This window comes from Pseudomonas sp. FYR_5 (genome assembly GCF_043106315.1).
Taxonomy (GTDB): Bacteria; Pseudomonadota; Gammaproteobacteria; order Pseudomonadales; family Pseudomonadaceae; genus Aquipseudomonas; species Aquipseudomonas putida_Y.
In genome coordinates, this window is the sequence record NZ_JBICMK010000057.1 from 68772 (window position 1) to 89654 (window position 20883).

General features: G+C 62.5%; 21 protein-coding genes. 7 read left to right on the forward strand and 14 right to left on the reverse strand.

What is annotated here, in order from left to right; all coding sequences use genetic code 11:
* Positions 1 to 5 precede the first annotated feature (5 nt).
* From ACF8RA_RS08855 to ACF8RA_RS08910, 12 genes are all read right to left on the reverse strand, one after another.
* Positions 6 to 1310, reverse strand: a complete 1305-nt coding sequence (locus ACF8RA_RS08855; protein WP_392487947.1) for a hypothetical protein — start codon at positions 1308 to 1310, stop codon at positions 6 to 8.
* The gene (locus tag ACF8RA_RS08860) at positions 1307 to 2902 is read right to left on the reverse strand and encodes a VWA domain-containing protein (RefSeq protein WP_176684040.1); all 1596 of its coding nucleotides are present in this window, start codon (positions 2900 to 2902) and stop codon (positions 1307 to 1309) included. Before ACF8RA_RS08860 ends, ACF8RA_RS08855 begins: the two co-directional genes overlap by 4 nt.
* Positions 2903 to 3895, reverse strand: coding sequence for a vWA domain-containing protein (locus tag ACF8RA_RS08865; protein ID WP_392487948.1), 993 nt, complete (start codon positions 3893 to 3895; stop codon positions 2903 to 2905).
* The gene (locus ACF8RA_RS08870; protein ID WP_176684042.1) at positions 3882 to 4391 is read right to left on the reverse strand and encodes a DUF4381 domain-containing protein; all 510 of its coding nucleotides are present in this window, start codon (positions 4389 to 4391) and stop codon (positions 3882 to 3884) included. Before ACF8RA_RS08870 ends, ACF8RA_RS08865 begins: the two co-directional genes overlap by 14 nt.
* Positions 4388 to 5329: a DUF58 domain-containing protein gene (locus tag ACF8RA_RS08875; protein ID WP_325950882.1), complete on the reverse strand. Its 942-nt coding sequence runs from the start codon at positions 5327 to 5329 to the stop codon at positions 4388 to 4390. The genes ACF8RA_RS08870 and ACF8RA_RS08875 overlap by 4 nt, the downstream gene beginning before the upstream one ends.
* 13 nt (positions 5330 to 5342) lie before the next feature.
* A complete protein-coding gene (locus ACF8RA_RS08880; RefSeq protein WP_176684044.1) occupies positions 5343 to 6317 on the reverse strand; it encodes a MoxR family ATPase in 975 nt (324 codons plus the stop codon).
* 106 nt (positions 6318 to 6423) lie between these two features.
* Complete coding sequence (locus ACF8RA_RS08885; protein ID WP_392487949.1) at positions 6424 to 8778, reverse strand: tetratricopeptide repeat protein; 2355 nt, start codon at positions 8776 to 8778, stop codon at positions 6424 to 6426.
* A 283-nt stretch (positions 8779 to 9061) separates the two neighbouring features.
* Positions 9062 to 9868 carry a transporter gene (locus tag ACF8RA_RS08890; protein ID WP_176684046.1) on the reverse strand — a complete coding sequence of 269 codons (807 nt, stop codon included), beginning with the start codon at positions 9866 to 9868 and terminating at the stop codon, positions 9062 to 9064.
* A 53-nt stretch (positions 9869 to 9921) separates the two neighbouring features.
* Entirely contained in the window at positions 9922 to 10455 is a 534-nt protein-coding gene (locus ACF8RA_RS08895) for a hypothetical protein (protein ID WP_176684047.1), read from the reverse strand.
* Positions 10456 to 10534: 79 nt separating this feature from the next.
* On the reverse strand, positions 10535 to 11203 hold the full coding sequence (locus tag ACF8RA_RS08900) for a DUF3313 domain-containing protein (protein ID WP_209966527.1): 669 nt from the start codon (positions 11201 to 11203) through the stop codon (positions 10535 to 10537).
* 47 nt (positions 11204 to 11250) lie between these two features.
* Positions 11251 to 12513, reverse strand: a complete 1263-nt coding sequence (locus ACF8RA_RS08905) for an OmpP1/FadL family transporter (protein WP_176684158.1) — start codon at positions 12511 to 12513, stop codon at positions 11251 to 11253.
* A gap of 177 nt (positions 12514 to 12690) precedes the next feature.
* Complete coding sequence (locus tag ACF8RA_RS08910) at positions 12691 to 13578, reverse strand: MerR family transcriptional regulator (protein ID WP_176684049.1); 888 nt, start codon at positions 13576 to 13578, stop codon at positions 12691 to 12693.
* A 154-nt stretch (positions 13579 to 13732) separates the two neighbouring features.
* On the opposite strand from ACF8RA_RS08910, the gene ACF8RA_RS08915 reads away from it, so the two are divergent.
* The 7 genes from ACF8RA_RS08915 (at position 13733) to ACF8RA_RS08945 (ending at position 19240) form a co-directional block, all read left to right on the forward strand.
* A complete protein-coding gene (locus ACF8RA_RS08915) occupies positions 13733 to 14179 on the forward strand; it encodes a PAS domain S-box protein (RefSeq protein WP_176684050.1) in 447 nt (148 codons plus the stop codon).
* Positions 14180 to 14283: 104 nt separating this feature from the next.
* Positions 14284 to 14706 carry a nuclear transport factor 2 family protein gene (locus ACF8RA_RS08920; RefSeq protein ID WP_209966531.1) on the forward strand — a complete coding sequence of 141 codons (423 nt, stop codon included), beginning with the start codon at positions 14284 to 14286 and terminating at the stop codon, positions 14704 to 14706.
* A complete protein-coding gene (locus tag ACF8RA_RS08925; RefSeq protein WP_392519079.1) occupies positions 14703 to 15458 on the forward strand; it encodes an SDR family NAD(P)-dependent oxidoreductase in 756 nt (251 codons plus the stop codon). Before ACF8RA_RS08920 ends, ACF8RA_RS08925 begins: the two co-directional genes overlap by 4 nt.
* 3 nt (positions 15459 to 15461) lie before the next feature.
* Positions 15462 to 16709, forward strand: a complete 1248-nt coding sequence (locus ACF8RA_RS08930) for an NAD(P)/FAD-dependent oxidoreductase (RefSeq protein WP_392514691.1) — start codon at positions 15462 to 15464, stop codon at positions 16707 to 16709.
* The gene (locus tag ACF8RA_RS08935; RefSeq protein ID WP_176684054.1) at positions 16706 to 17515 is read left to right on the forward strand and encodes a DUF1365 domain-containing protein; all 810 of its coding nucleotides are present in this window, start codon (positions 16706 to 16708) and stop codon (positions 17513 to 17515) included. Before ACF8RA_RS08930 ends, ACF8RA_RS08935 begins: the two co-directional genes overlap by 4 nt.
* Entirely contained in the window at positions 17490 to 18752 is a 1263-nt protein-coding gene (locus tag ACF8RA_RS08940; RefSeq protein ID WP_392487952.1) for a class I SAM-dependent methyltransferase, read from the forward strand. The genes ACF8RA_RS08935 and ACF8RA_RS08940 overlap by 26 nt, the downstream gene beginning before the upstream one ends.
* Positions 18752 to 19240 carry a DUF2878 domain-containing protein gene (locus ACF8RA_RS08945; protein ID WP_392487953.1) on the forward strand — a complete coding sequence of 163 codons (489 nt, stop codon included), beginning with the start codon at positions 18752 to 18754 and terminating at the stop codon, positions 19238 to 19240. The genes ACF8RA_RS08940 and ACF8RA_RS08945 overlap by 1 nt, the downstream gene beginning before the upstream one ends.
* Here the strand turns inward: ACF8RA_RS08945 and ACF8RA_RS08950 are convergent.
* Complete coding sequence (locus ACF8RA_RS08950) at positions 19178 to 19360, reverse strand: DUF2256 domain-containing protein (protein WP_176684057.1); 183 nt, start codon at positions 19358 to 19360, stop codon at positions 19178 to 19180. The two genes, ACF8RA_RS08945 and ACF8RA_RS08950, sit on opposite strands and share 63 nt — an antisense overlap.
* The gene (locus ACF8RA_RS08955; protein WP_176684058.1) at positions 19357 to 20883 is read right to left on the reverse strand and encodes a cryptochrome/photolyase family protein; all 1527 of its coding nucleotides are present in this window, start codon (positions 20881 to 20883) and stop codon (positions 19357 to 19359) included. Before ACF8RA_RS08955 ends, ACF8RA_RS08950 begins: the two co-directional genes overlap by 4 nt.

A 20883-nucleotide genomic window follows, 5' to 3' on the forward strand; every position in this document is an offset into this window, starting at 1 on the left:
AAAACTCATGGGTTGAGTGGTTTCAAGCCTTCAGGGTGACTGACCTGCCGCCCGTTCACCGCCGCTCGCCGCAGCGCTGGCAGAATCGGGCTCAGTGACGGCGCAACCTGGCGTACTTCACTGCCATTGCCGTAACGGTTCTGGAGCCAGTCTAGTAGACGTATTCGCAATGAGGATGGCAAAGATAAGGAAAATTCTGACACCGTGCGCTGCCCGGTAACCCGCCGGATCCACAGGTATAGCCCGTCGAGCTGAGGTGGGTCTTGCGCAAGTTGTGCACGCGCCTGCCGCCAGGCATGGTCGGCAGACTGCAACCGCGCCGTACGCCGCGCTGTTCGCCAGCCTTTCAAATGCCGCCACACCACCTGCATCCACGGCCGTGCAAAGTAAATCAGCACTCCGCCAAGCACCAGCAAGCCCGCTGCCCACAACCCGTAACCGGGCAGGCGCAACTGGGCCTGACGGCCGAGCGCGCGCAGGTCCTGGTCGATGGAAAACGGCGCCTTGTAACCACCCTCGATGGCGTTGACGTCGATGGGGGGCAACGTTGCTTGCCTGGCCTCACCAGTAGCCGCGTCCCACCACTGCAGTTCGATCGCGGGTAATTGGTAACGTCCGGCAGCCGATACCACATAGCTCACACTGTCCTCGCGCTGGCCGCCTATCGAGCCCCCGCGGCCATCACTGAGCGACGCAATACGAGGGGTTTGTACATAGCTTTTAAGGCCTTTGATGTCGACCAACGGTGGCGGCGGTATCAGCATCGCCTGCGCACCTTCGGCTTGCGTAATAACACGGCGGGTAACGCTGTCCCCTGCCCGCAACGGCGAATGCGACAGTTGTGTTTGTTGCTCAAGGCTGACGTTTCGTGCCACCAGGCGGTGCACAGTCGCGTCGCCGGCCAGGGCCTTGGCTGCGAACGCCAGCGGTTCGCTGGTAAGCGTGACCGGGGCATCCGCCTGGCCGGGGAACACCTGAAAGGTTTGCGCCGGGAGTGTGAAGGCCTGGGCCGTTTGCGGGGTAATCTGATAGGTGTAACGCAGGCCAAAGAAGGTCTTGCCGTCGATTCGCTCGTTCAGATGCTGCGCTTCACCGCTCGGCGCGCTCACCGTAGCACCCGACAATTCGATCACCGGCAACACGGCCGGCTGGGTGAACCAGGTGTCCACCAATAAGTCGATCTGCAACTCGAGCGTCGCGCCTACTACCGTGTCACCGGCCGGCAGCAGCCGCACCTGCACGCGTGCCTCGGGTGCCGCGACCGCGAGCAATGGCAGGTAGAGCCCTAGCAGCAACAGCAAGCGTTTCATCGGGTGCCCTCCGGGGTTTGCCGTGAGGCGTCCTGAAGCAGGAACTTGCGCCTGAGGAACTGTGCCGGCGACGTCGTCAGGTTGTTCAGCCAGACCTGGTCCGAAGCGGCCTGCGGAGTTTGCTGCTTCTGCCGGGCGCCTTTGGAGGGTGTCTGGTCCTCCACCACCTTGTCGGCCTTCTCGTCTGGTGTACCTGCCTTTTGCTGGTCTTCGTAGTCTTTGAGCAGCGCCTGTGCCAATGCCAGGTTGGCGCTGGCCTCGGGAAACACCGGCTGCCGCTTCAAAGCCTGTTGGTAGGCCTGGACCGCTTGGGGGAACTTGAACTGGCGCACGTAGATATTGCCCCGGTAGAAAAAAGCCTGGGCGGTATCGACCTTGCCGAGGCTGACCAGGGCAACGTCATAGTCGGCGGCGGTGTAGGCAGCCAGGCCTTTCCAGTAAGGGTCGTTGAAATGCGCCGCAGCCTGCGGGTAATGGCCATGCTCAAAGGCCCAGCGACCCTGCTGGTCAGGCGTGAAGAAGGCATCAGCGACAGGCCCGGCCTGCGCCGTTTGCGGCTGCGTGCCCAGCAATGCCGCCACCAGCACGGTGGCCATCCAGTGCACCTTCCAGCCACGGCGCAGGCACAACAGCGCGATCAGCGCCAGCGGCCAGCACAGCCAGTAGCCGGCGTCCTTCCAGTGCACCTGCTGCGCGTCGCCTTGGGCTGCCTGAAAATGCTGCTGCGCATGCAGTTCGATCCAGTCCAGGTCGTCGTCACTCAGGGTCAGGCTGCCCAGCGGGCCGTTGACGGCTTTGGCCAACTGCCTCAAGCCCTGCTGATCGAAGTCCGCCTGTAGCGGGCGCCCTTCGGCATCGACGCGGGTACGGCCCTGGGCGTCATGCAAAACACCGCTGTCGTGGCTGCCAACGGCCAGTACCATCACCTGCAGGTCGCTGCCTTTCAGCGCGCCCGCGAGTGCCGACAGCTGCCCGGCATCGGCGCCATCGGTCAGCAGCACCAGCGTGCCGGGCACCTGTTCGGCAGCAAGCAAGCGTTTCGCCACTTCGATCACGCCCACCACGTCCTTGCCGGGTTTGGCGATCAAATCGGTGGTCAGCGCTTGCAAAAACGTATCGAGCAACTGCGGGTCTTCCGTGGCGGGCAGCACCAGGTGCGCGCTGCCGGCATACACGATGAGCGCTGTACGCGCGCCCGCGCGGCGCATCACCAGGTCGTGCAAGGTATGTTTGGCGGCTTGCAGGCGGGACGGGGGGACGTCGTCGGCATCCATCGAGGGCGACAGGTCCAGCGCCAGGATCAACGGCGCACGGTTGTCGACGAACGCCGGGATATCTCGCTGCCAGGTCGGCCCGGCGGCGGCCAGGGCACCCAGGCCGAGCAGTGCTGCCAGCAGGTGAACGGGCCGCACCCGCTGTTGCTCCTCGGGGACGATGAGCAAATGCTCGACCAGGTGTGGAGCGATCACGCCGTGCAACTGCCGCTTCAGATCATGGCGCCGCTGCCAGGCCCACGGCAGCAGCGCAGCCGGTAGCCACAGCAACAACCAGTAAGGGCGTAGCAGGTGCAAGGCGCTGAGGTCGATGTCCATTCACGGCCTCCCCTGCGCAGGCCGTGCCCGCAACGGGCCGGCTATGGCTGCCAGGCTATGCCCCAAGGCGAGCAACAGCAGGGCCGCCCCCAGTGGCCACCAGAACAGGTCACGCTTGGGCTGATGGCTGAAGGTCTTGACGCGGTGCGGGGTGATCCGGTCGAGCGTGGCATACACCTGCGCCAGCGCGCCCCGGTCATCGGCGCGGAAGAACCAGCCACCGGTGGTACGCGCGATGCCCTCCAGCGCCTGCAAGTCCACCTTGTCTTCACCGCTGGCCTGGGGGTCGCCGATACCAATGGTATGTACCACGATATTCCGATCACTGGCCAAGGCTGCCGCGTGTTCAGGCGTTATGGCGCTGCCGGTGTCGTTGCCGTCGCTCAGCAGCACCATCACCTTTTCCTGCTCATTGGCCTGGTCCAGCAGCTTGATGGCAAGGCCAATGGCATCGCCTATGGCGGTATTCGGCCCAGCCATCCCCACACCGACTTCATCAAGCAGCAGCGAGAGGCTGGCATGATCGAGGGTCAGGGGCGCCTGTGGGTAGGCGCCCGTGCCGAAGACGATCAAGCCGATGCGGTCTTGCTTGCGCTGGGCGATGAAGTCGCGGACCACCCCTTTCACCGCGCTCAACCGATCCACTTGCCGGCCATTGGCGTCAGTAAAGTCCTTGGCCTGCATGGACTGCGAAATATCGATCGCCAGCAGCATGTCGCGGATCGGTTGCTCACGCTCAATGGCCTTTTCCACCAGTACGGGCCGCGCGCAGGCCGCCACCAGAAGACCCCATACCAGCAGGTTCACGAGCACTTGCCAGCGTCCGCCCGAGGGTGGCGAGGTGCCCGGCAACTGGTTCACTGCACGGCTCATGGCGAAGAAAAACGGCACCCGCAATGCGCTGCGCGCCTCGTGATAAGGGCGCATGAAACGGTAGACGACCCAGGGCAAGGGCAGCAACAAGAACACCCACAGGTAATCAAACTGCCACATGATGAGCCTCGATCCAGCGCCTGCAGGTGTTCACCAGGGTCCGCAGCTCAGGTTCGCCGATCGCCTGCACCTGCAGGTCTGGCGCATAAGCCAGCGTGTGCAGTTGCGCGGCGAACTGCCCAGGCAAGGCAAAGCGTGCCCGCTGCTGCAGAAACACCTGCCATTGCGCGCCCGACAAGCTGTGTACCGCGGGTGCATCGGGCATGGAAAGCGCTACCCGCTTGAGCAGCTCCGGCACTTCACGCAGGGCCGCCAGACGCTGCTCGGGCTTGGCCAGCGCCCCCACCAGCGCGTCGAGCCGCAACAGCGCCTCACGCCGATAGCGATTGCGCTGCCAGCGCCGCCAGGCATACACGGCATAAGCGAGCCCTGCCAGCACCACGAAGGCCAGCAATACCGCCCAGCCCCAGGTGTGCGGGGCGTAACTGAACGGCGGTACCGGCAACGGCAGCTCCTTGAGCTGGTCGATGGCGGCAGGCGACGGCCGGGCACTCATCGGGCACTTCCCCCAAGCCGCCCCAGTTCACGCTGTACCTGGCCCAGCACCTCGTCGCCGGTACTGATCATCATCAGGGGTATCTGGCTGCGGCGCAGCAACTGAGCCACGTCCTGCAGGCGCCCGGAGAAAAAGTCGCCCAACGGCCGGTGCACCTGGCGCCGCCCAACCTCAAGGTCGATCTGTACCTCACCCTGCGTCACGCTCAGACGCCCCTTGTCAGGGACATCCAGCGCAATGGGGTCATACACCTGCATGGCGATCACATCATTGTGCGCGCTCAGTTGGCGCAACAGCTTCAAGGTCTGCTCCGACACGCCGGCAAAGTCACTGATGATGCAAATCAGCGCATCATGCCCGGCCAGGCCGAGGACAGTGCGCAGCGCATTGTCGAGTTGCCCCTCCAGCTCGCTGTCCGGCCCTGACGCACTGAGGCGATTGTTGCTGCGCACCACTGCTGCGCAAAGTGCCTGCACCCGTGCGCGGCTGCGCAGCGGCCTGATGTGCACCACCTGCTGATCGTCGAACACCAGCCCGCCCACCCGATCACCGGCCTGCAGGGCGATCCATGCCGACAACGCGGCAAGCTCGGCAGCGGTGACCGACTTGAAACTGCGCCTGGAGCCGAAGTACATGTTCATGCGCTGATCGACCAGCAGCAGCGTCGGCCGGTCGCGCTCCTCGGTAAACGTGCGCACGAACGGCTTGCCATAGCGTAACGAGGCGCGCCAGTCGAGGTGTCGCAGGTCATCGCCAGGTATGTAACGGCGCAGCTCGTCGAAGCTCAAGCCACGGCCACGCAGGCGTGAGGCATGGTTGCCCGCCAGAATGCTCGCCAAGGGCTGACGCGCCAGAAAGCTCAAACCGCGCACGCGGTACTCGAACGCCATCAGCTGGCTCAGCGAAGCGTAGACGAAGCCATCCTGGGTCGGTTGCATGGGCTCGCTCCGTTCAGGCTGGGATGGCGACCTTGTCCAGCAGCCGGTCGATCACCTGGTCGGCCCCAATGCCATCGGCGACGGCGTCGTAAGAGAGCTGCAAGCGGTGGCGCAACACCGGATGGATGACCGCACGCACATCGTCCGGGGTGACGTACTCCTGCCCGGCCAGCCACGCGTGGGCGCGCGCCACCCTATCCAGGCTGATACCGCCACGCGGGCTGGCGCCGATCTTGATCCAACGCCCAAGGTCCGGATCATGCTCTGCCGGGTGGCGGGTGCCGTTGATCAGATCGATCAGGTAGCGGTCGATCGCGGGCGATACTTCGATGCACGCGATCGCGCTGCGGGCGGCGAACACCACTTCCTGGGGCAGACGCCCAGGCGCCTGGTGCGGGTGGCCTGCCTGTTGTTCCTCGTTGCGCACCAGCCGTAGCACCAGGGCTTCATCCTCCACCTTGGGATAGTCCAGTTGCAGCTTCATCAGGAACCGGTCCATCTGCGCCTCGGGCAATGGGTAGGTACCTTCTTGCTCGATGGGGTTCTGGGTCGCCAGCACCATGAACAGGCCCGACATCGGGTAGCTCTGCCCAGCTACGGTAATCTGGCGTTCTTCCATGGCTTCAAGCAGTGCTGCCTGAACCTTGGCCGGGGCGCGGTTGATCTCATCGGCGAGAATCACGTTGCCGAACAGCGGCCCAGGCTGAAACTTGATCTCGTTGCCCTGTGCGGTCTGCTGGAGGATTTCGCCACCGGTGATGTCCGACGGTAATAGGTCGGGGGTGAACTGGATGCGCCGCATGCTGGCTTCCAGATGCGTGGCCAACGCCTTGACCGTACGCGTTTTGGCCAGCCCAGGCAGGCTTTCCAGCAAGACGTGACCATTGGCCAGCAAGCCAAGAATCACATGACGAATGGTGTCGGCCTGGCCCAGCACGCTCTGCGCCACATGGGCTTCGAGTTCAGCAATCTGCTCGCGTATATCCACTGTCCGGTCCTAGTCAGTCGGGGCATCGACAAGAGGCCCCACGGATGTTCGCAACTGCTTGAAGGCAACGAGGTAAATCTAGCCGCTCACCGCGCCCTCGCCAGCTTCAGTTTGTGCTTTCGTACTTTTGCCAATAAGGCTCGATGCCTTGCAGGCGTATATCGTCAGGGGCCGCTTTGCGCATTCTTTGCACATAGGCGTAGGCTTCACTGCGTTCACCGGCCAAGGCATGCAGGTAGATCAACGAGTAAAGCAGGTCGGCGTTGTCAGGCGCCTGCTTGAGGCCCTGCTCCAGTGCCACCAAGGCCTCATCCCGACGGTTCATGCGCGACAGCAGCAAACCTTGGTTGTAACGAATGCGCGCATTGCCTGGCAGCGCGACCGCTGCCGTTTCCATCAGTCCCACGGCCTCTTCGGGCTGGCGTCGCTCCACCAGCAGCAGGGCCAGCATGTACGCCAGGTTGCCGTGGTCGGGGGCCGATATCTTGTCCAGCGCCAAGCCCGCACGCAGTACCCTTTCCGCTTCATCGAGCTGATGTTCGGCCGTTGCGAGATTGGCCAGGTTGACCCGCGCCGGCACAAAGTATGGGTCAAGGCGCAGTGCCTGACGGTACTGTTCCATGGCTTCTTGCTGACGCCCCTGGCGGCTCAACAGGACGGCCAGGTTCAAACGCCCGCCAGGCAGGTCGGCATTGCCACGCAGCCGCGCCTCATAGTCCGCCAGCGCGGTGCTGAACGCCTCCATCGACTGGGCTGGCAATTGCGCCGTGGGCACATCCGCGAGCGCCCGCACTGCCTCATCGCGCACCGCCAGGGACGGGTCTTCGAGCAGGGGCAACAGCGGCTTGAGACGCTGCTCTGGTGGCACGCTCGAGAAACCAGAGGTGGCGTAGGCTCGCACCAAGGGGCTCGGATCTTTCAACGCCCAGCCCAGACTGATGAGGGCCTGGGGGCCCAGGTCGGCCATCTGTTCGGCAGCCGTGGCACGGACGATGGTTGGCTTGGTCTTGTCTGCCAGCACCGTATTCAAAAGGCTCAACGGGATACCTTGGCCATCGCGCACCGCCTGGAACGCCTCGCCAAACAACACCGGCCGCTGCGGTTTGCCAAACCACTGCTCGATTGCCTTGGCCGCCCAGGCCGGTTGCTGATCCTTGTGACAGGCGGTGCAGGCATCGGGGCTGTCGACCTTGCCGGCGAGGTCCGGACGTGGGATCCGCAAGCTGTGGTCGCGACGGGGGTCGACGACCATGTAGGTCTTGGTCGGCATGTGGCAACTGACACACTGAGCGCCAGGGCTGCCAGCGACATGGTGATGGTGGGCGGGTGTATCGTAGTCCTTGGCCTGCAGGGTGGCGAAGCGGGCAACCGGTGGATTGCCGTTGTGGCATTGCAGGCACAGCCCGTTGCCTTCGATCTTGACCTTGGTGGTATGGGGATTGTGGCAGTCGGTGCAGCCCACCCCTGCATTGTACATTTTGCTTTGCGTGAACGAGCCGTACTCGTACACCTCACCGTCGATCTGACCATCGGCGTGGTAAAGGCCACGGCGCAATGTTGCCGGGAGGCTCTGGTCAAGCTGCGGATGACCAGGTAACTGACCCACGCCAAGGGTCTGCCGCCGGCTGTGGCAGAACGCACATTGCTCGACCATGCCCTGACTGCCCAGCGCCTTGTAATCGACGGCCAGGCCTATGTCCTTGGCCGATGCATAGGCTTGCTCGGCTGGTTTGGTTTTATTCGCCCAATCGACATGCGCCTTGCCAGGCCCATGACAGCTCTGGCAGCCAACGTTCTGCTCTTTCCAGGTGGAGGCGAAGCTGTCCTGACGATCGTCGTAATGCTTCATCAAGCGAGTGGAATGGCAATCGGCGCACATGCCGTTCCAGTTCTGGTAGCGACCGGTCCAGTGCAAGGGGTCATCGGGCGCGAAGCGTTGGCCTGGGTAGAGCGAGAACCAGCGTTGCCCGCCCTCGCCCTTGGCTCTGCTGTCCCAGGCGATGGTCAAAGCCTGCAGGCGGCCCCTGGGCAGGGCAACCAGGTACTGCTGCAGCGGATAGTGGCCAAAGGTGTAGAGAATTTGAAAGTCTGCCGGCTGGCCATCCTCACCTTCGGTATTGACGAAGAAGCCACCCTGCCTACGGAAGAAACGCGCCGTTACCCCGGCCTCATCGAAGCGAGCATCCTTGAAGTTGCCGAGCACGTTGGCCTCGGTGGCATCACGCATGGCCCAACCGTGATCCGAGTCCTTCCAGGCCTTGGCCTGGGTAACGTGACAGCCAAGGCAGGTAGCGGTTTCCACATAGCCCTCGGACGCGATCGAGGGGGTAGGCACAGAACCCGCCTCATCAGCGGAGAACGCGATGCCCACTGGGCCAAACAGCCAAATGATCAAAACAGCCAAACAGCACAAGGCCTTAAACGGCAAGCCCAGCATATTGCCTTCGTTGCGACGCGCCATCCTTTAGCTCCGTGGTCAAACGAATCAGCGCCCCTTGGAGGAGGCTTCTGGCATGCCAAGTAGCGACGACTGCGTAATTAGGCTGTTGCCTAGGGTGCATGAAAAGCCTTTGGACGAAGGTCAGGCTGTTTTCAACGCAGCATCACCGAATATCAAGGCTCTTCATACAGAGCCGAAACCCACCGTTCGCCAACGACCGCTCGGACAGGCCTGCAGGCCACTGGTTACTGATCATAGCCGCAAACTGAAAATCCGCTTTGTTATTATTGGCTTACTGTCCGGCTCAGCGGGGGAACAGCAGCGTCACAGCAAAGCGAAAGCCCCAGCCGTCCGGGCCATTATCCGGTGAATCGAGCCAGTAACGCGGGCCGGCCTGGACGGTAATGGGGTGGCCGCCAACCTTCAATAATTGGGTAACGGTCAGGTTGAGCGGAATCGTCCAGTCTTTGGATTGCCAGTCGTAGGTGGACTCACTGTTGATACCAAAGGTGGTCAACGTACTATTGGTGTATGAAAGAAACGGCTGCAAGAAGGTCTGATTGACCTTCTCCTTTCCATCCGCAGGGCTGCCCTCCAGCCCCCAGATATGATTGGCCAATATGCCGTGCGTCCAACCGTTGGATTGCTTCAAGGCTACCGCGGTCGGCCCGAGCCCCCATTGTTCACTGCTCAGTACGTCGTTGCTGCCTGTTGGTATCAGCAGCGCCGGCCCTGCACCGAGTATCCAGCCACTGGCAGTGGGTTGTTTCGGTGAGAAGAAAAAGCTCTGGGTCACATCCCCCACGCCAGAGGTGTCCGCTGCTCCCCCCAGGCCGTGTTGGTCGATGACGGGCAGGATAGTTCGGGAAATCAGGTTCCACTCTTCATTCAGGCTGAAAGGCAGAACGGGCTGGATGTTTGTCAGGCTGCGCTTGCCATTGCCGCGCGGGCCTATTTTCTGGTCCCAGTTATATTGCACCGGCAAGCTGTACATGGCCGCAACCGGGTTAAGCGCTTTCTTGGCAAGCTCTGCGGAGTCTTCCGCTTGCCCTTGTCCGGTATGTGCCAGCAAGGCAAGTAGATAAAGCGGGTAGCCATTTCTTTTCGACATAGTATTACCCGTCAACTGAAAGTCACTGCGTTTCGATCGGCCGGGCTGTTCGGCTATCCGGTGTGATTCGACATCTCGGACTGCTTTGACGGTAACGGGCCGATGAACATGCGTTTAAGGCGCTCGCGACCAATGACGCGCGCCAACTCTGCGATGACGCAATACATGAATATCAATGTCATCAGCAAAATCTGAACAGCCCAGAAGCGAGGCCAGTTTATGGATGCCCACAACATCGCGTTTGCATCGAGCAAGCCCTCAGCCTCTTTCCAGTACTCATACAGACGTTCCAGGTAATGAACGATCAGCGCGACCATTGCATACATGAGTGTTTTCCAGACAACGTTCCAGATTAGCGGCTTGTCGGGAAACCGGTTGATGAAAGGCAGCATATCGGCAACCAGCACAGACTTGCCCAATATCAGAGCGGCGATCAGCACCGAGGCAGAGACAGGCAGCTCCACCCCTGAGCCCTTGATCATAAGTGCGCGAATCAGCGCAACGATGTGCAGAATCACGAAAAAAAACACGGTGGGCGGAAGCACTTTCAGGCATTCATGTTTGATTTTGAGCATGACCGTTTTCATCGGGGCCCCCTTGAAGCATTGCATTCATGCATCACATTCCGCTCCCTTGGCGCACCTCCGCGACAGGGGAACATGCGGGCTATTTCTTCAGCGCCTGGAATGAACTGACCATATCCTTTGCCCAGCCATCGAGCACGGCACGTGCGTCCTTGGCCTGCATGATCTGCGAGGAGTTGTCCAGTTCAGCGCCTGCACCTTTACGTACCACTTCGGCCACCAACTCATTGGTACTTCCATCAATGAATGCGGCCTCCGTGGCCACGCTGGTGTCCTGGTCGCGAATACCTGTAGCCGTACTGATGCCGGCGGCCACCAACGCGATCGGGATAACCTCATACGGGCGCAGCCCCTTGGTTTTGGCGCTCACCCCAGTGATCGCCGGGCGCACCACCAGTACACCAGGCCCAGGGCTCGTCGCCAGCGGCAGGACTGTGGAAAATCGGTTCTTCAACGCCTGATCGTAATATTGGGTTATGCCTTGCAAGGTTTGCTGCGGAATTTTCGCGGTGGGTTGCGGTTTAGGGTAAAACTGGCTGGGTTCGACATAGACGCTGGAAAACTGGTTGGCATTGATGCCAGGCTTGATCCAGCGCATGACCTCGGCACCCGAAGGTGATTTGTCTTCCTTGAGCTTGCTGTAGTCCTTCAGAAATCCGGAATACTCATCAGGCTCCACGTATTTGCTCGTGCACCCATGCAGTAACAGCGATGCGAGACAAACGGTTGCAATAAGAGACTTACTTTTCATGCAACTTCTCCTTCCACGTTGGAGCGGTTATCCAAGGATGAGCGTCTTCAGAATCGCCAGGTTGCACCGCCTCCGACGATGTGCAGGGCAGCGTTATCGAAACGGCCTGACAGCGTGTCGCCGGAACGCGCTTTGGTCTGCTCCACGTCCATGTCGCCGAGCCAGACCAGCGTGTACGCCAGATGCAGGTCCAGTCCTTCTTCAATCTGATAGTTCACCCCGGTTGCGAAGCGCCATACCTCGCCCATCGGGTTGTCCACGGTCCGGTCCTTGTCATCCACGGCCGAACTGTCATAGCCCACCCCAAAGCTCCAGCGCAATTGGCGGGTAGACTGGTACTGGGCGCCCACCGAAGCGTGCCAGGTGTCCTTGTACTTGCGATCGACCGTGCGGCTGACCCCGGCAGCATTGGCGTCCACCTCGACTCCGATGTCACCGAACTCGCTCCAGTCCTGCCAACCCAGGCTGCCCAGCAATGTCCACTGCTCGTCCAACTGGTGGGCCACACTGAATGTCGCGGTCTGCGGTACATTCATCTCCAGTTCCAGCGTGTCTACCGCCAGGCGGTTCAGGGCGGCATTGATGAGGGGATTGTTGATGTTGCTGACGTGCGGATTGTCTTCAAACTCCAGTTTCACCTTGCTGGTGTAGGCCAGGCCAATTCGCGTGCGAGGGGCGAGTTGGTAGAGCAGGCCCAGGTTCACCCCAATGCCGAAATCGGTGTCCTTGTATTCGAGTTGGCCATCGGGGCGCTCGACCAATCCCAGCAGGCTGTTATTGATGGCCACCTCGGTGCGGTAATAGCCGAGCATCATGCGCGGGCCGACGCCGACGGTGAGGTCATCGGTGAACTTGTAAGCAAAGGTGGGTTGGAAAGACACACCAATCACTGCTGCTTCCTGGGTGAAGTATCGCCCTGCCCAGTCATCGTCGTAGTTCAGTGCCAGGCCGAAATTACCGTACATGCCGAACCCGATGGCCGAGCGGTCATCGAGCTGGTGGCTGATGAACAGGCTGGCGCCCGGCAGGTATTGCAGGGCATTGCCGCCCTCGTTGCCGTCGAACTGGTTGTTGCTGTCGCGTGAGTAACGCAGGTCGCCAAGGATTACCTGCGCGTTGGCGCTGATCTGCGTGCCAGGCAGCAGGGCGATACCTGCGGGATTGCTCATCAGCACGCTGGGGTCGGTGGCCAGCGCCGCCGAGCCAGCATTGGCCAAGCCGTTGCTTTCCTGGCCGGCCTCATAGATGAAGATGCCTCCGGCTAACAGGTCGCTACTGTGGAGAGCCAACAGGATAACCGGTGCAAGCATCCACCCTTTCGCATGTTCCGCACGATGCGTACTGAAGCTTTTTACGAACACAGTCATTGCCAGCTCCTTTGAACAATGCGCCGTATCGGTTCAGCGTAGGTTTAATGACGCTTAGAGAGCGTAGACGCGGTTACGGAACTGTGCACCTCACCACCTTGGCAGGGCGCAGGGCAGAGATCAAAGGTCCAGCGCCCCTCGGAGCAAGGCGTCAAGCACGCGCGCGACGTCAGCACCATGCTCGTCCAGCAGGCACACCGGCAGCCCGTGCAAGGCCGCCTGCACACCGGCCAGCCCCTCGCCTGTCAAGGCCAGCGGACAAGCAATTTCCATCTGCAGCGAGCGCAGGCGCTTGGCCAAGGCAGGGCTCACCGGTGGCTGCAGCGCGATCACCAGTGCCGCAGGCTGCACCGCTGCACACAGCAGCGGGAGCTCTTCCAGCGGCTGCCCGCAGCCGAGCACGTCGATGCGTTGTCGCTCGCTGCTCAACAGCAGCCCGGCGCACAATACCTGGCATTCGGCTTGACCCTCGGTACCTGCCAGCAGTACCCGTGGGGCGTCGGCCTGGTTCATCTGCAAGCGCAGCAGCAGCCGGGCGCGCAAGAACGTATCGAGAAACAACCATTGGCTACGCTGGCCTGGCGCAGTGCCTGAAGCCAGGTCATGCCAAACCGGCATCAGCACGTCCCGCAGCACCGTGGCCTTTGGCAAAAGTGTGAACAGCTGTCCATGGATCGCTTCCAGCGCCTGCGCATCGAATGCCCTGGAAGCGCGCGCAACGGCGGCGCGCCAGTCGTCAAAGGCCGAGGGCTGCTGCACAGGCGCCTCAGGCTGGCCGGCGAGCCTGTCGCCAACCTTGCTGATGGGCAGGCCGTTGGCGGTCCAGCGCAAGATGTCGCGTATGCGCTGCACATCCTGGGCGGTGTACAAGCGATGGCCGCCCTCGGTGCGCTGCGGGCGAATCAACCCATGACGCCGCTCCCAGGCACGCAAGGTCACCGGATTGATGCCGGTCAGGCTGACCACATCGCGCATGGGTAGCAATTCGGGTGGGGTGGCGTCGGTCATAACGAGGTGTCATCCAGGGGGTGATACATTCTAAACCCAGATGCACCTTCTGCGGCGAGCCTCCTTGGTTCATCATGCAACAAACGGCGCCAAAAGCTTCTGCACCGGAAGCCTTTGGCGCATATCGCATACGAAATATCTGTAGGTGAGCCCCATGATCAACGCAAAACTCCTGCAACTGATGGTCGAACATTCCAACGATGGCATCGTTGTCGCCGAGCAGGAAGGCAATGAGAGCATCCTTATCTACGTCAACCCGGCCTTCGAGCGCCTGACCGGCTACTGCGCTGACGATATTCTCTATCAGGACTGCCGTTTCCTTCAGGGCGAGGATCACGACCAGCCGGGCATCGCAATTATCCGCGAGGCGATCCGCGAAGGCCGCCCCTGCTGCCAGGTGCTGCGCAACTACCGCAAAGACGGCAGCCTGTTCTGGAATGAGCTGTCCATCACACCGGTGCACAATGAGGCGGACCAGCTGACCTACTACATCGGCATCCAGCGCGATGTCACAGCGCAAGTATTCGCCGAGGAAAGGGTTCGCGAGCTGGAGGCTGAAGTGGCGGAATTGCGTCGGAAGCAGGGCCAGGCCAAGCACTGACAAAAAAACCTATACAAGACCGTTGACTTGTATAGATAAAGGCTTAGGCTTCAGTTATACCTGTACAACAACTCAATTTTGTACAGGATTGCCTGGAGCCCAGTATGTCTGCGTACCTACAGCAATTCGCCGAGCGCTTCGCCTGCCTCGATGGGGCTAGCCTCGACACGCTGGATAAACTGTACAGCGACGATGTCACCTTTCGTGACCCCCTGCACCAGATACAGGGGCTGCAGGCCCTGCGCGCCTACTTCCAGCAGTTGTACGCCAACGCCACCGATATCCGCTACACCTTCACCAGCGCCGACGAGGTAAAGCCCGGGCAGGGCTACCTGCGTTGGACACTGCAGTTTTGCCACCCGCGCCTGGCCGGCGGCCAGCCGATCACGTTGCAAGGCTGCAGCTGCCTGCATTGGCGCGACCGTGTGCATTTTCACCAGGACTATTTCGACGCCGGCGCCCTGCTTTATGAGCACCTTCCCGTCATGGGCACTGCGATCCGCTGGCTCAAAGGCAGGCTGGCATGAGCCGCTGCTGGCTGACCGGCGCCAGCAGCGGTATCGGTGCCGCGCTCGCGCAAGTCCTCCTGGAGCAAGGCCACCAGGTCGCCTTGGGCGGGCGCAACGCCCACCGCCTTGCCCCGCTGGCCGAACGGTTTCCTGGGCAGGCATTGCTGGCCATTGGCGATCTTGACAGCCCGGAGCAGGTCGCCGGCATCGCTGCGCATATCGAGCAGGCCTGGGGAGGCCTGGACATGGCCATTCTCAATGCCGGCACCTGCGAGTACCTGGAGCCAGGGCATTTCGATCCGGCGTTGGTCGAGCGCGTCATGCGCACCAACCTGCTGGGCGTCAGCTACTGCCTGGCGGCAGCACTGCCCTTGCTTCGCGCCGGCCAGCGCCCACACCTGGTGGTGATGGGCAGTTCGGTGACCTGGTTGGCCTTGCCCCGCGCTGGCGCCTATGGCGCGTCCAAGGCCGCGGTGCGCTATCTGGTGGAGTCACAGCGAATCGACCTGGATCGCGAGGGCATCGCGGTCACCCTGGTAAGCCCAGGCTTCGTGGACACACCACTGACCCGCCGCAACGATTTCCCCATGCCACAGCTGTGGTCTGCGCAGCGTGCCGCCCGGCATATCGCCAGGCGCCTGCCCCGCCGCCCCCTGGAAATCAACTTCCCCGGCCTTTTCACCTGGGTGTTGCGCCTGCTCGGGGCGCTGCCCGCGCGCGTGCGCCTGGCGCTGGGCCAACGCCTTGCCCGTCATGAACAGGAAAGATGATCCATGCGTATAGCAATCATCGGCAGTGGCATCGCGGGGTTGACCTGCGCCCATTTGCTGTCACGCAAGCACGAAGTCACGGTTTTCGAGGCCGAGCAATGGGTCGGGGGCCACACGCACACCCTTGATGTGGTCTGGAAAGGCCAGCGCCATGCAATAGATACCGGTTTCATCGTCTTCAACGACTGGACGTACCCGCACTTCATCCGCTTGCTCGACCAGCTCAAGGTCCCTTCGCAGCCGACCGAGATGAGCTTTTCCGTGCATGACCCGATCACGGGCCTGGAATATAACGGCCACGACCTGAACACCCTGTTCGCCCAACGCAGCAACCTGGTGTCCCCAGGGTTCTGGGGGATGATCCGGGACATTCTGCGCTTCAACCGTCAGGCACTGGCCGACCTGGACAACCAGCGTATCGATGCAAGCACCACGCTGGGCGCCTACCTTCAGGCGAACCGCTATGGGCAGCGCTTCATCGATCATTACATCGTGCCGATGGGGTCGGCGATCTGGTCGATGTCTCGCGCAGACATGCTCCACTTCCCGCTTGAGTTCTTCGTGCGCTTCTGTCGCAACCACGGCTTGCTGTCAGTCAACCAACGCCCACAGTGGCGGGTGATCAAAGGCGGCTCACGCAGCTATGTCGCGCCGCTGTGCCGACCGTTCGCTGAGCGCATTCGCCTCAACTGCAAGGTTTACCGGGTCGGCCGCGACGAAGGTGGGGTGACTCTTGTGAGCGCGGCCGGCACCGAACGTTTCGACAATGTGGTGTTCGCCTGCCACAGCGATCAGGCCCTGGCACTGCTGGAAAGCCCCAGCAACCAGGAGCGCGCCGTGCTCAGCGCGATCGATTACGCCAGCAACGACGTGGTGCTGCACACCGATACCCGTCTGCTGCCACGCCGCCAGCGCGCCTGGGCCAGCTGGAACTACCGCCTGGGCGGCCCCGAGCAGGCTTCCGCCGCGCTGACCTACAACATGAACATTCTGCAAGGTATCCAGGCACCGACAACTTTCTGCGTGAGCCTCAACCAGACCGCACTGATAGACCCGGCGCAGGTCATCGCCCGCTTCCAGTACGCCCATCCCCAGTACAGCGTTGCCGCGTCCGCCGCGCAAGCGTGCCAGGAGCAACTGCAGGGGCAACAGCACAGTTACTTCTGCGGCGCCTACTGGGGCAATGGCTTTCATGAAGACGGGGTGGTCAGCGCACTGAAAGTGGCCGCGCATTTCGGAGAGCAACTGTGAACAGCAGCCTCTGCCTGGGCTGGATCAGCCACCGTCGGCTGACGCCGCGGGCCCACGCTTTCCGCTACCGGATCGGCATGTTCTACCTGGACCTGGACGAACAAACCTGGCTGATGGGCCTGTCACGCTGGCTGGGGCGCTGGCGCCTGGCGCCGTTGTGCTGGCGCGAGACCGACTACCTGCCCGCCCAGACCCGCCAAGGCGAATCGCTGGCCCAGGCTGCACGCTTGCTGGTCGGGCAGGCGACGGGGCATATGCCCGAAGGCCGGGTACAGCTGCTCACGCAACTGCGGTGCTGGGGGCTGTCGTTCAACCCGGTGAGTTTCTATTTCTGCCATGATCGAGACGGGCGCCTGACCGCGATCCTGATGGAAGTGCGCAACACGCCCTGGCGTGAACGCTTTCACTACGTGCTACCGGTGCAAGGCGACCTTGCCAGGCCCTTCAGCGTCGGCAAGGCCTTCCATGTGTCGCCGTTCATGCCGCTGGACATGGACTATCGCCTGCGCTTTTTCCTGGACGCGCACCATGTGCGCATTCACATGCAGAACTGGCAAGGCGGCACAAAGGTGTTCGAGGCCGACCTCGCCCTGCGCCGCACGCCACTGGATGGAGCAGCGCTGCGCCGGTATGTCCTGAACTTCCCATGGATGAGCCTGCGCACTGTCTCGGCCATCTACTGGCAAGCGCTCCGCCTGTTGCTCAAACGCACGCCCGTGCATGACCACACCGCCTGCCAGGGTGACCTGGCGCTCGGCCAACCTTGCGAGGACCTTGATGATGTCGAATCCCACCCTGAGCGTTAGCAAGTTCGCAGGCCTTGCGCCACTGCTCGGCGGGCTGGCACGAAGCGCCGTGCTCGCCCAGTTGGGCAAGCTGCGTCACGGCCACCTGCGCCTGCTCAGCCACGGGCAGCAATGGAGTTTCGGTGATGCCGACAGCCCCTTGCAGGCGGAGGTGGAAATCCTCGATGACGCCACCTGGAGCCTGATCGCCGGCAATGGCTCGATCGGCGCGGGCGAAGCCTACATCCACGGCTATTGGCGCAGCCCCGACCTGGCGCGGGTGACCCGCCTGTTCGTCGCCAACCTCGAAGTGCTCGACGCGCTCGAGGGCGGCCTGGCCCGCTTGGGCCGCCCTGCCCTGCGCCTGCTGCACCGGCTCAACCGCAACGACAAGCGCGGTGCCCGGCGCAACATTCTGGCGCACTACGACCTGGGCAATGCCCTGTTCGAGCGGCTGCTGGACCCCACCATGATGTATTCGGCTGCGCGGTTCGAACACCCTGACCAATCACTGGAGCAGGCCCAGTTGCACAAGCTGGAGCGCATCTGCCAAAAACTCGAGCTGAGCCCTGAGGATCACCTGCTGGAAATTGGCAGCGGCTGGGGCAGCCTCGCTATCCACGCAGCCACCCGTTACGGCTGCAGGGTCACCACCACGACGCTCTCCGAGGCGCAGTACAGCCATACCCTGGAGCGCGTCAAGGCCTTGGGGCTGGGGCAGCGCGTGCAAGTGCTCCGCGAAGACTACCGCGACCTTCAAGGCACGTTCGACAAACTGGTTTCGATCGAGATGATCGAAGCGGTCGGCCATCGCTACCTGCCGGTGTATTTCCGCCAGTGTGCTTCGCTGCTCAAGCCTGAAGGCCTGATGCTATTGCAGGCGATCACCATCCGCGACCAGCGCTATGCCCAGGCGCAGCGCTCGGTCGACTTTATCCAGCGCTACATCTTCCCCGGTGGCGCCCTGCCTTCGCTGAGCGTGTTGCTCGACACCGCCAGCCGGCACACTGGGTTGAACCTTGTGCACATGGAGGATTTCGGCCTGGACTATGCCCACACCCTGCGACACTGGCGTGAAAACCTGCGTCAGGCACGCACTGCGCTGTCGGACCTTGGCTACGACGACATGTTCCAGCGCCTGTGGGAGTTTTACCTGTGCTACTGCCAGGGCGGTTTCGAGGAACGTACCATCGGCGTAGCGCACCTGCTCTGGGCAGCCCCCCAGGCACGCCGCGCGCCCTTGCCTGGCGGTGCCTGATGCCCAGCCGCTGGCTGATCGCCAATGCCCTCTGGCTGCAAGCCGGCTGGTGGGTCTGCGTGCTGGGCGCCGAACGGCCCTTGTTGTTGCTGCTGGTGATTCCTGGCGTGGCCGTGCACCTGCGCCTGTGCCCGGACGTCAACGCCGAGGTCAAGGCGCTGTTGCGCGTCACCTTTGCCGGGTGCGTGCTCGACAGCGTGCTGGGAGCACTGGGGGTGTTCGGTTTCGACGCCTGGCCCCTGCCGCTGTGGCTAGCGCTGCTGTGGTTGGTGCTGGCCAGCGGGATGCGTCACAGCCTGGCATGGGCCGGCAGGCACTGGCGAATCGGCGCACTGCTGGGGGCGCTTGGCGGCCCCCTGGCCTATGTAGGTGGCGCCAGGCTGGCAGATGTCGCCTTGCCATTGGGCGCGCTGGAAACCGGCCTGCTACTGATGCCGATATGGGCTTTGGCCCTGCCCCTGCTGGCGCGCCTCGCGGCGCGGCGCTGACCGCCGACATCGCTCGGAACAGTAGCGCACCTGCTCCCAACAGCGTGCCCAGCGCTTGCGCCAGGTGAACGGCCGGCCACACACCACGCAAACCTTGCTGGGCAGAAGGCTCTTTTTCACAACGCCTGCCCCGCATCGAGCCGCGCCAGCAATGACTGGCCACGTTGCCACACGGCATCGCGACGGCCAGCAGGCATGCCATCGAGGCTGCGATAGACCAGGGCCAGGCGCGGGTTAGCCGATAGCTGGGGGCGATGGCGAATGAGAAAATGCCAATACAAGGCATTGAACGGGCAGGCCTCCTCTTCGGTCACCTGGTCGACCCTGTAACTGCAAGCCTTGCAATGGTCGGACATGCGCTGGATATAACGACCACTGGCGCAGTAGGGCTTGGACCCCAGGTAGCCGCCGTCGGCGTGCATCACCATGCCAAGCGTGTTGGGCAGTTCGACCCACTCGAAGGCATCCATGTAGACCGCCAGGTACCACTCACAAATCTCGGTTGGCACGATACCGGCCAGCAAGGCGAAGTTGCCGGTAACCATCAACCGCTGAATATGGTGAGCGTAGCCCAACCGCAGGGTCTGCCCGATGGCTTGCGCCATGCAGCGCATGCGGGTGCGCCCGGTCCAGTAGAACGCTGGCAGCGCCCGGTCGTTGTTCAGGTGATTGAGCCCGGCATACGCCGGCATGCGCTGCCAATAGATGCCGCGCACATACTCACGCCAGCCGATCAGCTGGCGAATGAAGCCTTCGGCGGCATTGAGCGGCACACGCCCCTCGCGCCAGGCTTTGTCGACGTCGTCGCACAGACGACGCACATCCAGAAGGCCGATGTTGAGCGCCGCACTGATGCGCGCATGAAACAGGTACGGCTCACCTTCGGCCATCGCGTCTTGGTAGTCCCCAAAAGCCGCCAGGCCGAAATCCAGGAAATGCTGCCAGAGCTGTTGTGCCTCGGCGTGGGTCACGGGGTAGTCGAAACCGTCGACGCCCCCGTAGTGATCGCTGAAGCGCTGGCGCACCAAGGCCACCACCGCTGCCGTGATGTCGTCTGGCGCGAAATGCGCAGCGAACGGGCCACGCAGCTGCCGTGGCAATGGCTTGCGATTGTCGCCATCGAAATTCCAGGCCCCGCCTGCCGGGCTGCCGTCAGGCTCCATGAGCAGGCCGGTTCGCTTGCGCATGCCACGGTAGAAGTGCTCCATACGCAGCTGGCGACGTTCTGTAGCCCAGCGCCCGAAGGCTTCACGGGAGCACAGAAAACGCGTGTCGCGAAACCACACAAGCGGCAGCGCAGCATCACGCAAGGCCTGCTCCAGGCGCCACTCCCCGCACTCGGTCAGGTGGATGTGGGTGGCGCCCAAGGTTTGTTGCCATCGACGCAACTCACCCACGATGCTGCCGCTGTTACCCTCGGCGTCCAGCTTGACATAGTGCACCTGCCATCCCCGTTCACGCAGGGCCTGGGCAAAATGGCGCATGGCGCTGAAGATGAGAACGATCTTCAGCGGATGATGCGGTACGTATCGGGCCTCCCCCTCCACTTCCGCCATCAGGACCGCATCGCGAGCAGGGTCCAGGGACGCCAGACTTGCCAGGTCGAACGACAGTTGGTCACCCAGCACCAGGCCCAGGCGCAT

Excerpts from the sequence above, each read along its gene's own strand:
- ACF8RA_RS08860 (WP_176684040.1), bottom strand. The coding sequence starts at position 2,902 with ATGGACATCGACCTCAGCGCCTTGCACCTGCTACGCCCTTACTGGTTG.
- ACF8RA_RS08905 (WP_176684158.1), bottom strand. The coding sequence starts at position 12,513 with ATGCTTGCACCGGTTATCCTGTTGGCTCTCCACAGTAGCGACCTGTTA.
- ACF8RA_RS08895 (WP_176684047.1), bottom strand. The coding sequence starts at position 10,455 with ATGAAAACGGTCATGCTCAAAATCAAACATGAATGCCTGAAAGTGCTT.
- ACF8RA_RS08920 (WP_209966531.1), top strand. The coding sequence starts at position 14,284 with ATGTCTGCGTACCTACAGCAATTCGCCGAGCGCTTCGCCTGCCTCGAT.
- ACF8RA_RS08865 (WP_392487948.1), bottom strand. The coding sequence starts at position 3,895 with ATGTGGCAGTTTGATTACCTGTGGGTGTTCTTGTTGCTGCCCTTGCCC.
- ACF8RA_RS08945 (WP_392487953.1), top strand. The coding sequence starts at position 18,752 with ATGCCCAGCCGCTGGCTGATCGCCAATGCCCTCTGGCTGCAAGCCGGC.
- ACF8RA_RS08910 (WP_176684049.1), bottom strand. The coding sequence starts at position 13,578 with ATGACCGACGCCACCCCACCCGAATTGCTACCCATGCGCGATGTGGTC.
- ACF8RA_RS08855 (WP_392487947.1), bottom strand. The coding sequence starts at position 1,310 with ATGAAACGCTTGCTGTTGCTGCTAGGGCTCTACCTGCCATTGCTCGCG.
- ACF8RA_RS08900 (WP_209966527.1), bottom strand. The coding sequence starts at position 11,203 with ATGAAAAGTAAGTCTCTTATTGCAACCGTTTGTCTCGCATCGCTGTTA.
- ACF8RA_RS08885 (WP_392487949.1), bottom strand. The coding sequence starts at position 8,778 with ATGGCGCGTCGCAACGAAGGCAATATGCTGGGCTTGCCGTTTAAGGCC.
- ACF8RA_RS08875 (WP_325950882.1), bottom strand. The coding sequence starts at position 5,329 with ATGCAACCGACCCAGGATGGCTTCGTCTACGCTTCGCTGAGCCAGCTG.
- ACF8RA_RS08930 (WP_392514691.1), top strand. The coding sequence starts at position 15,462 with ATGCGTATAGCAATCATCGGCAGTGGCATCGCGGGGTTGACCTGCGCC.
- ACF8RA_RS08870 (WP_176684042.1), bottom strand. The coding sequence starts at position 4,391 with ATGAGTGCCCGGCCGTCGCCTGCCGCCATCGACCAGCTCAAGGAGCTG.
- ACF8RA_RS08955 (WP_176684058.1), bottom strand. The coding sequence starts at position 20,883 with ATGCGCCTGGGCCTGGTGCTGGGTGACCAACTGTCGTTCGACCTGGCA.
- ACF8RA_RS08925 (WP_392519079.1), top strand. The coding sequence starts at position 14,703 with ATGAGCCGCTGCTGGCTGACCGGCGCCAGCAGCGGTATCGGTGCCGCG.
- ACF8RA_RS08940 (WP_392487952.1), top strand. The coding sequence starts at position 17,490 with ATGTCGAATCCCACCCTGAGCGTTAGCAAGTTCGCAGGCCTTGCGCCA.
- ACF8RA_RS08915 (WP_176684050.1), top strand. The coding sequence starts at position 13,733 with ATGATCAACGCAAAACTCCTGCAACTGATGGTCGAACATTCCAACGAT.
- ACF8RA_RS08890 (WP_176684046.1), bottom strand. The coding sequence starts at position 9,868 with ATGTCGAAAAGAAATGGCTACCCGCTTTATCTACTTGCCTTGCTGGCA.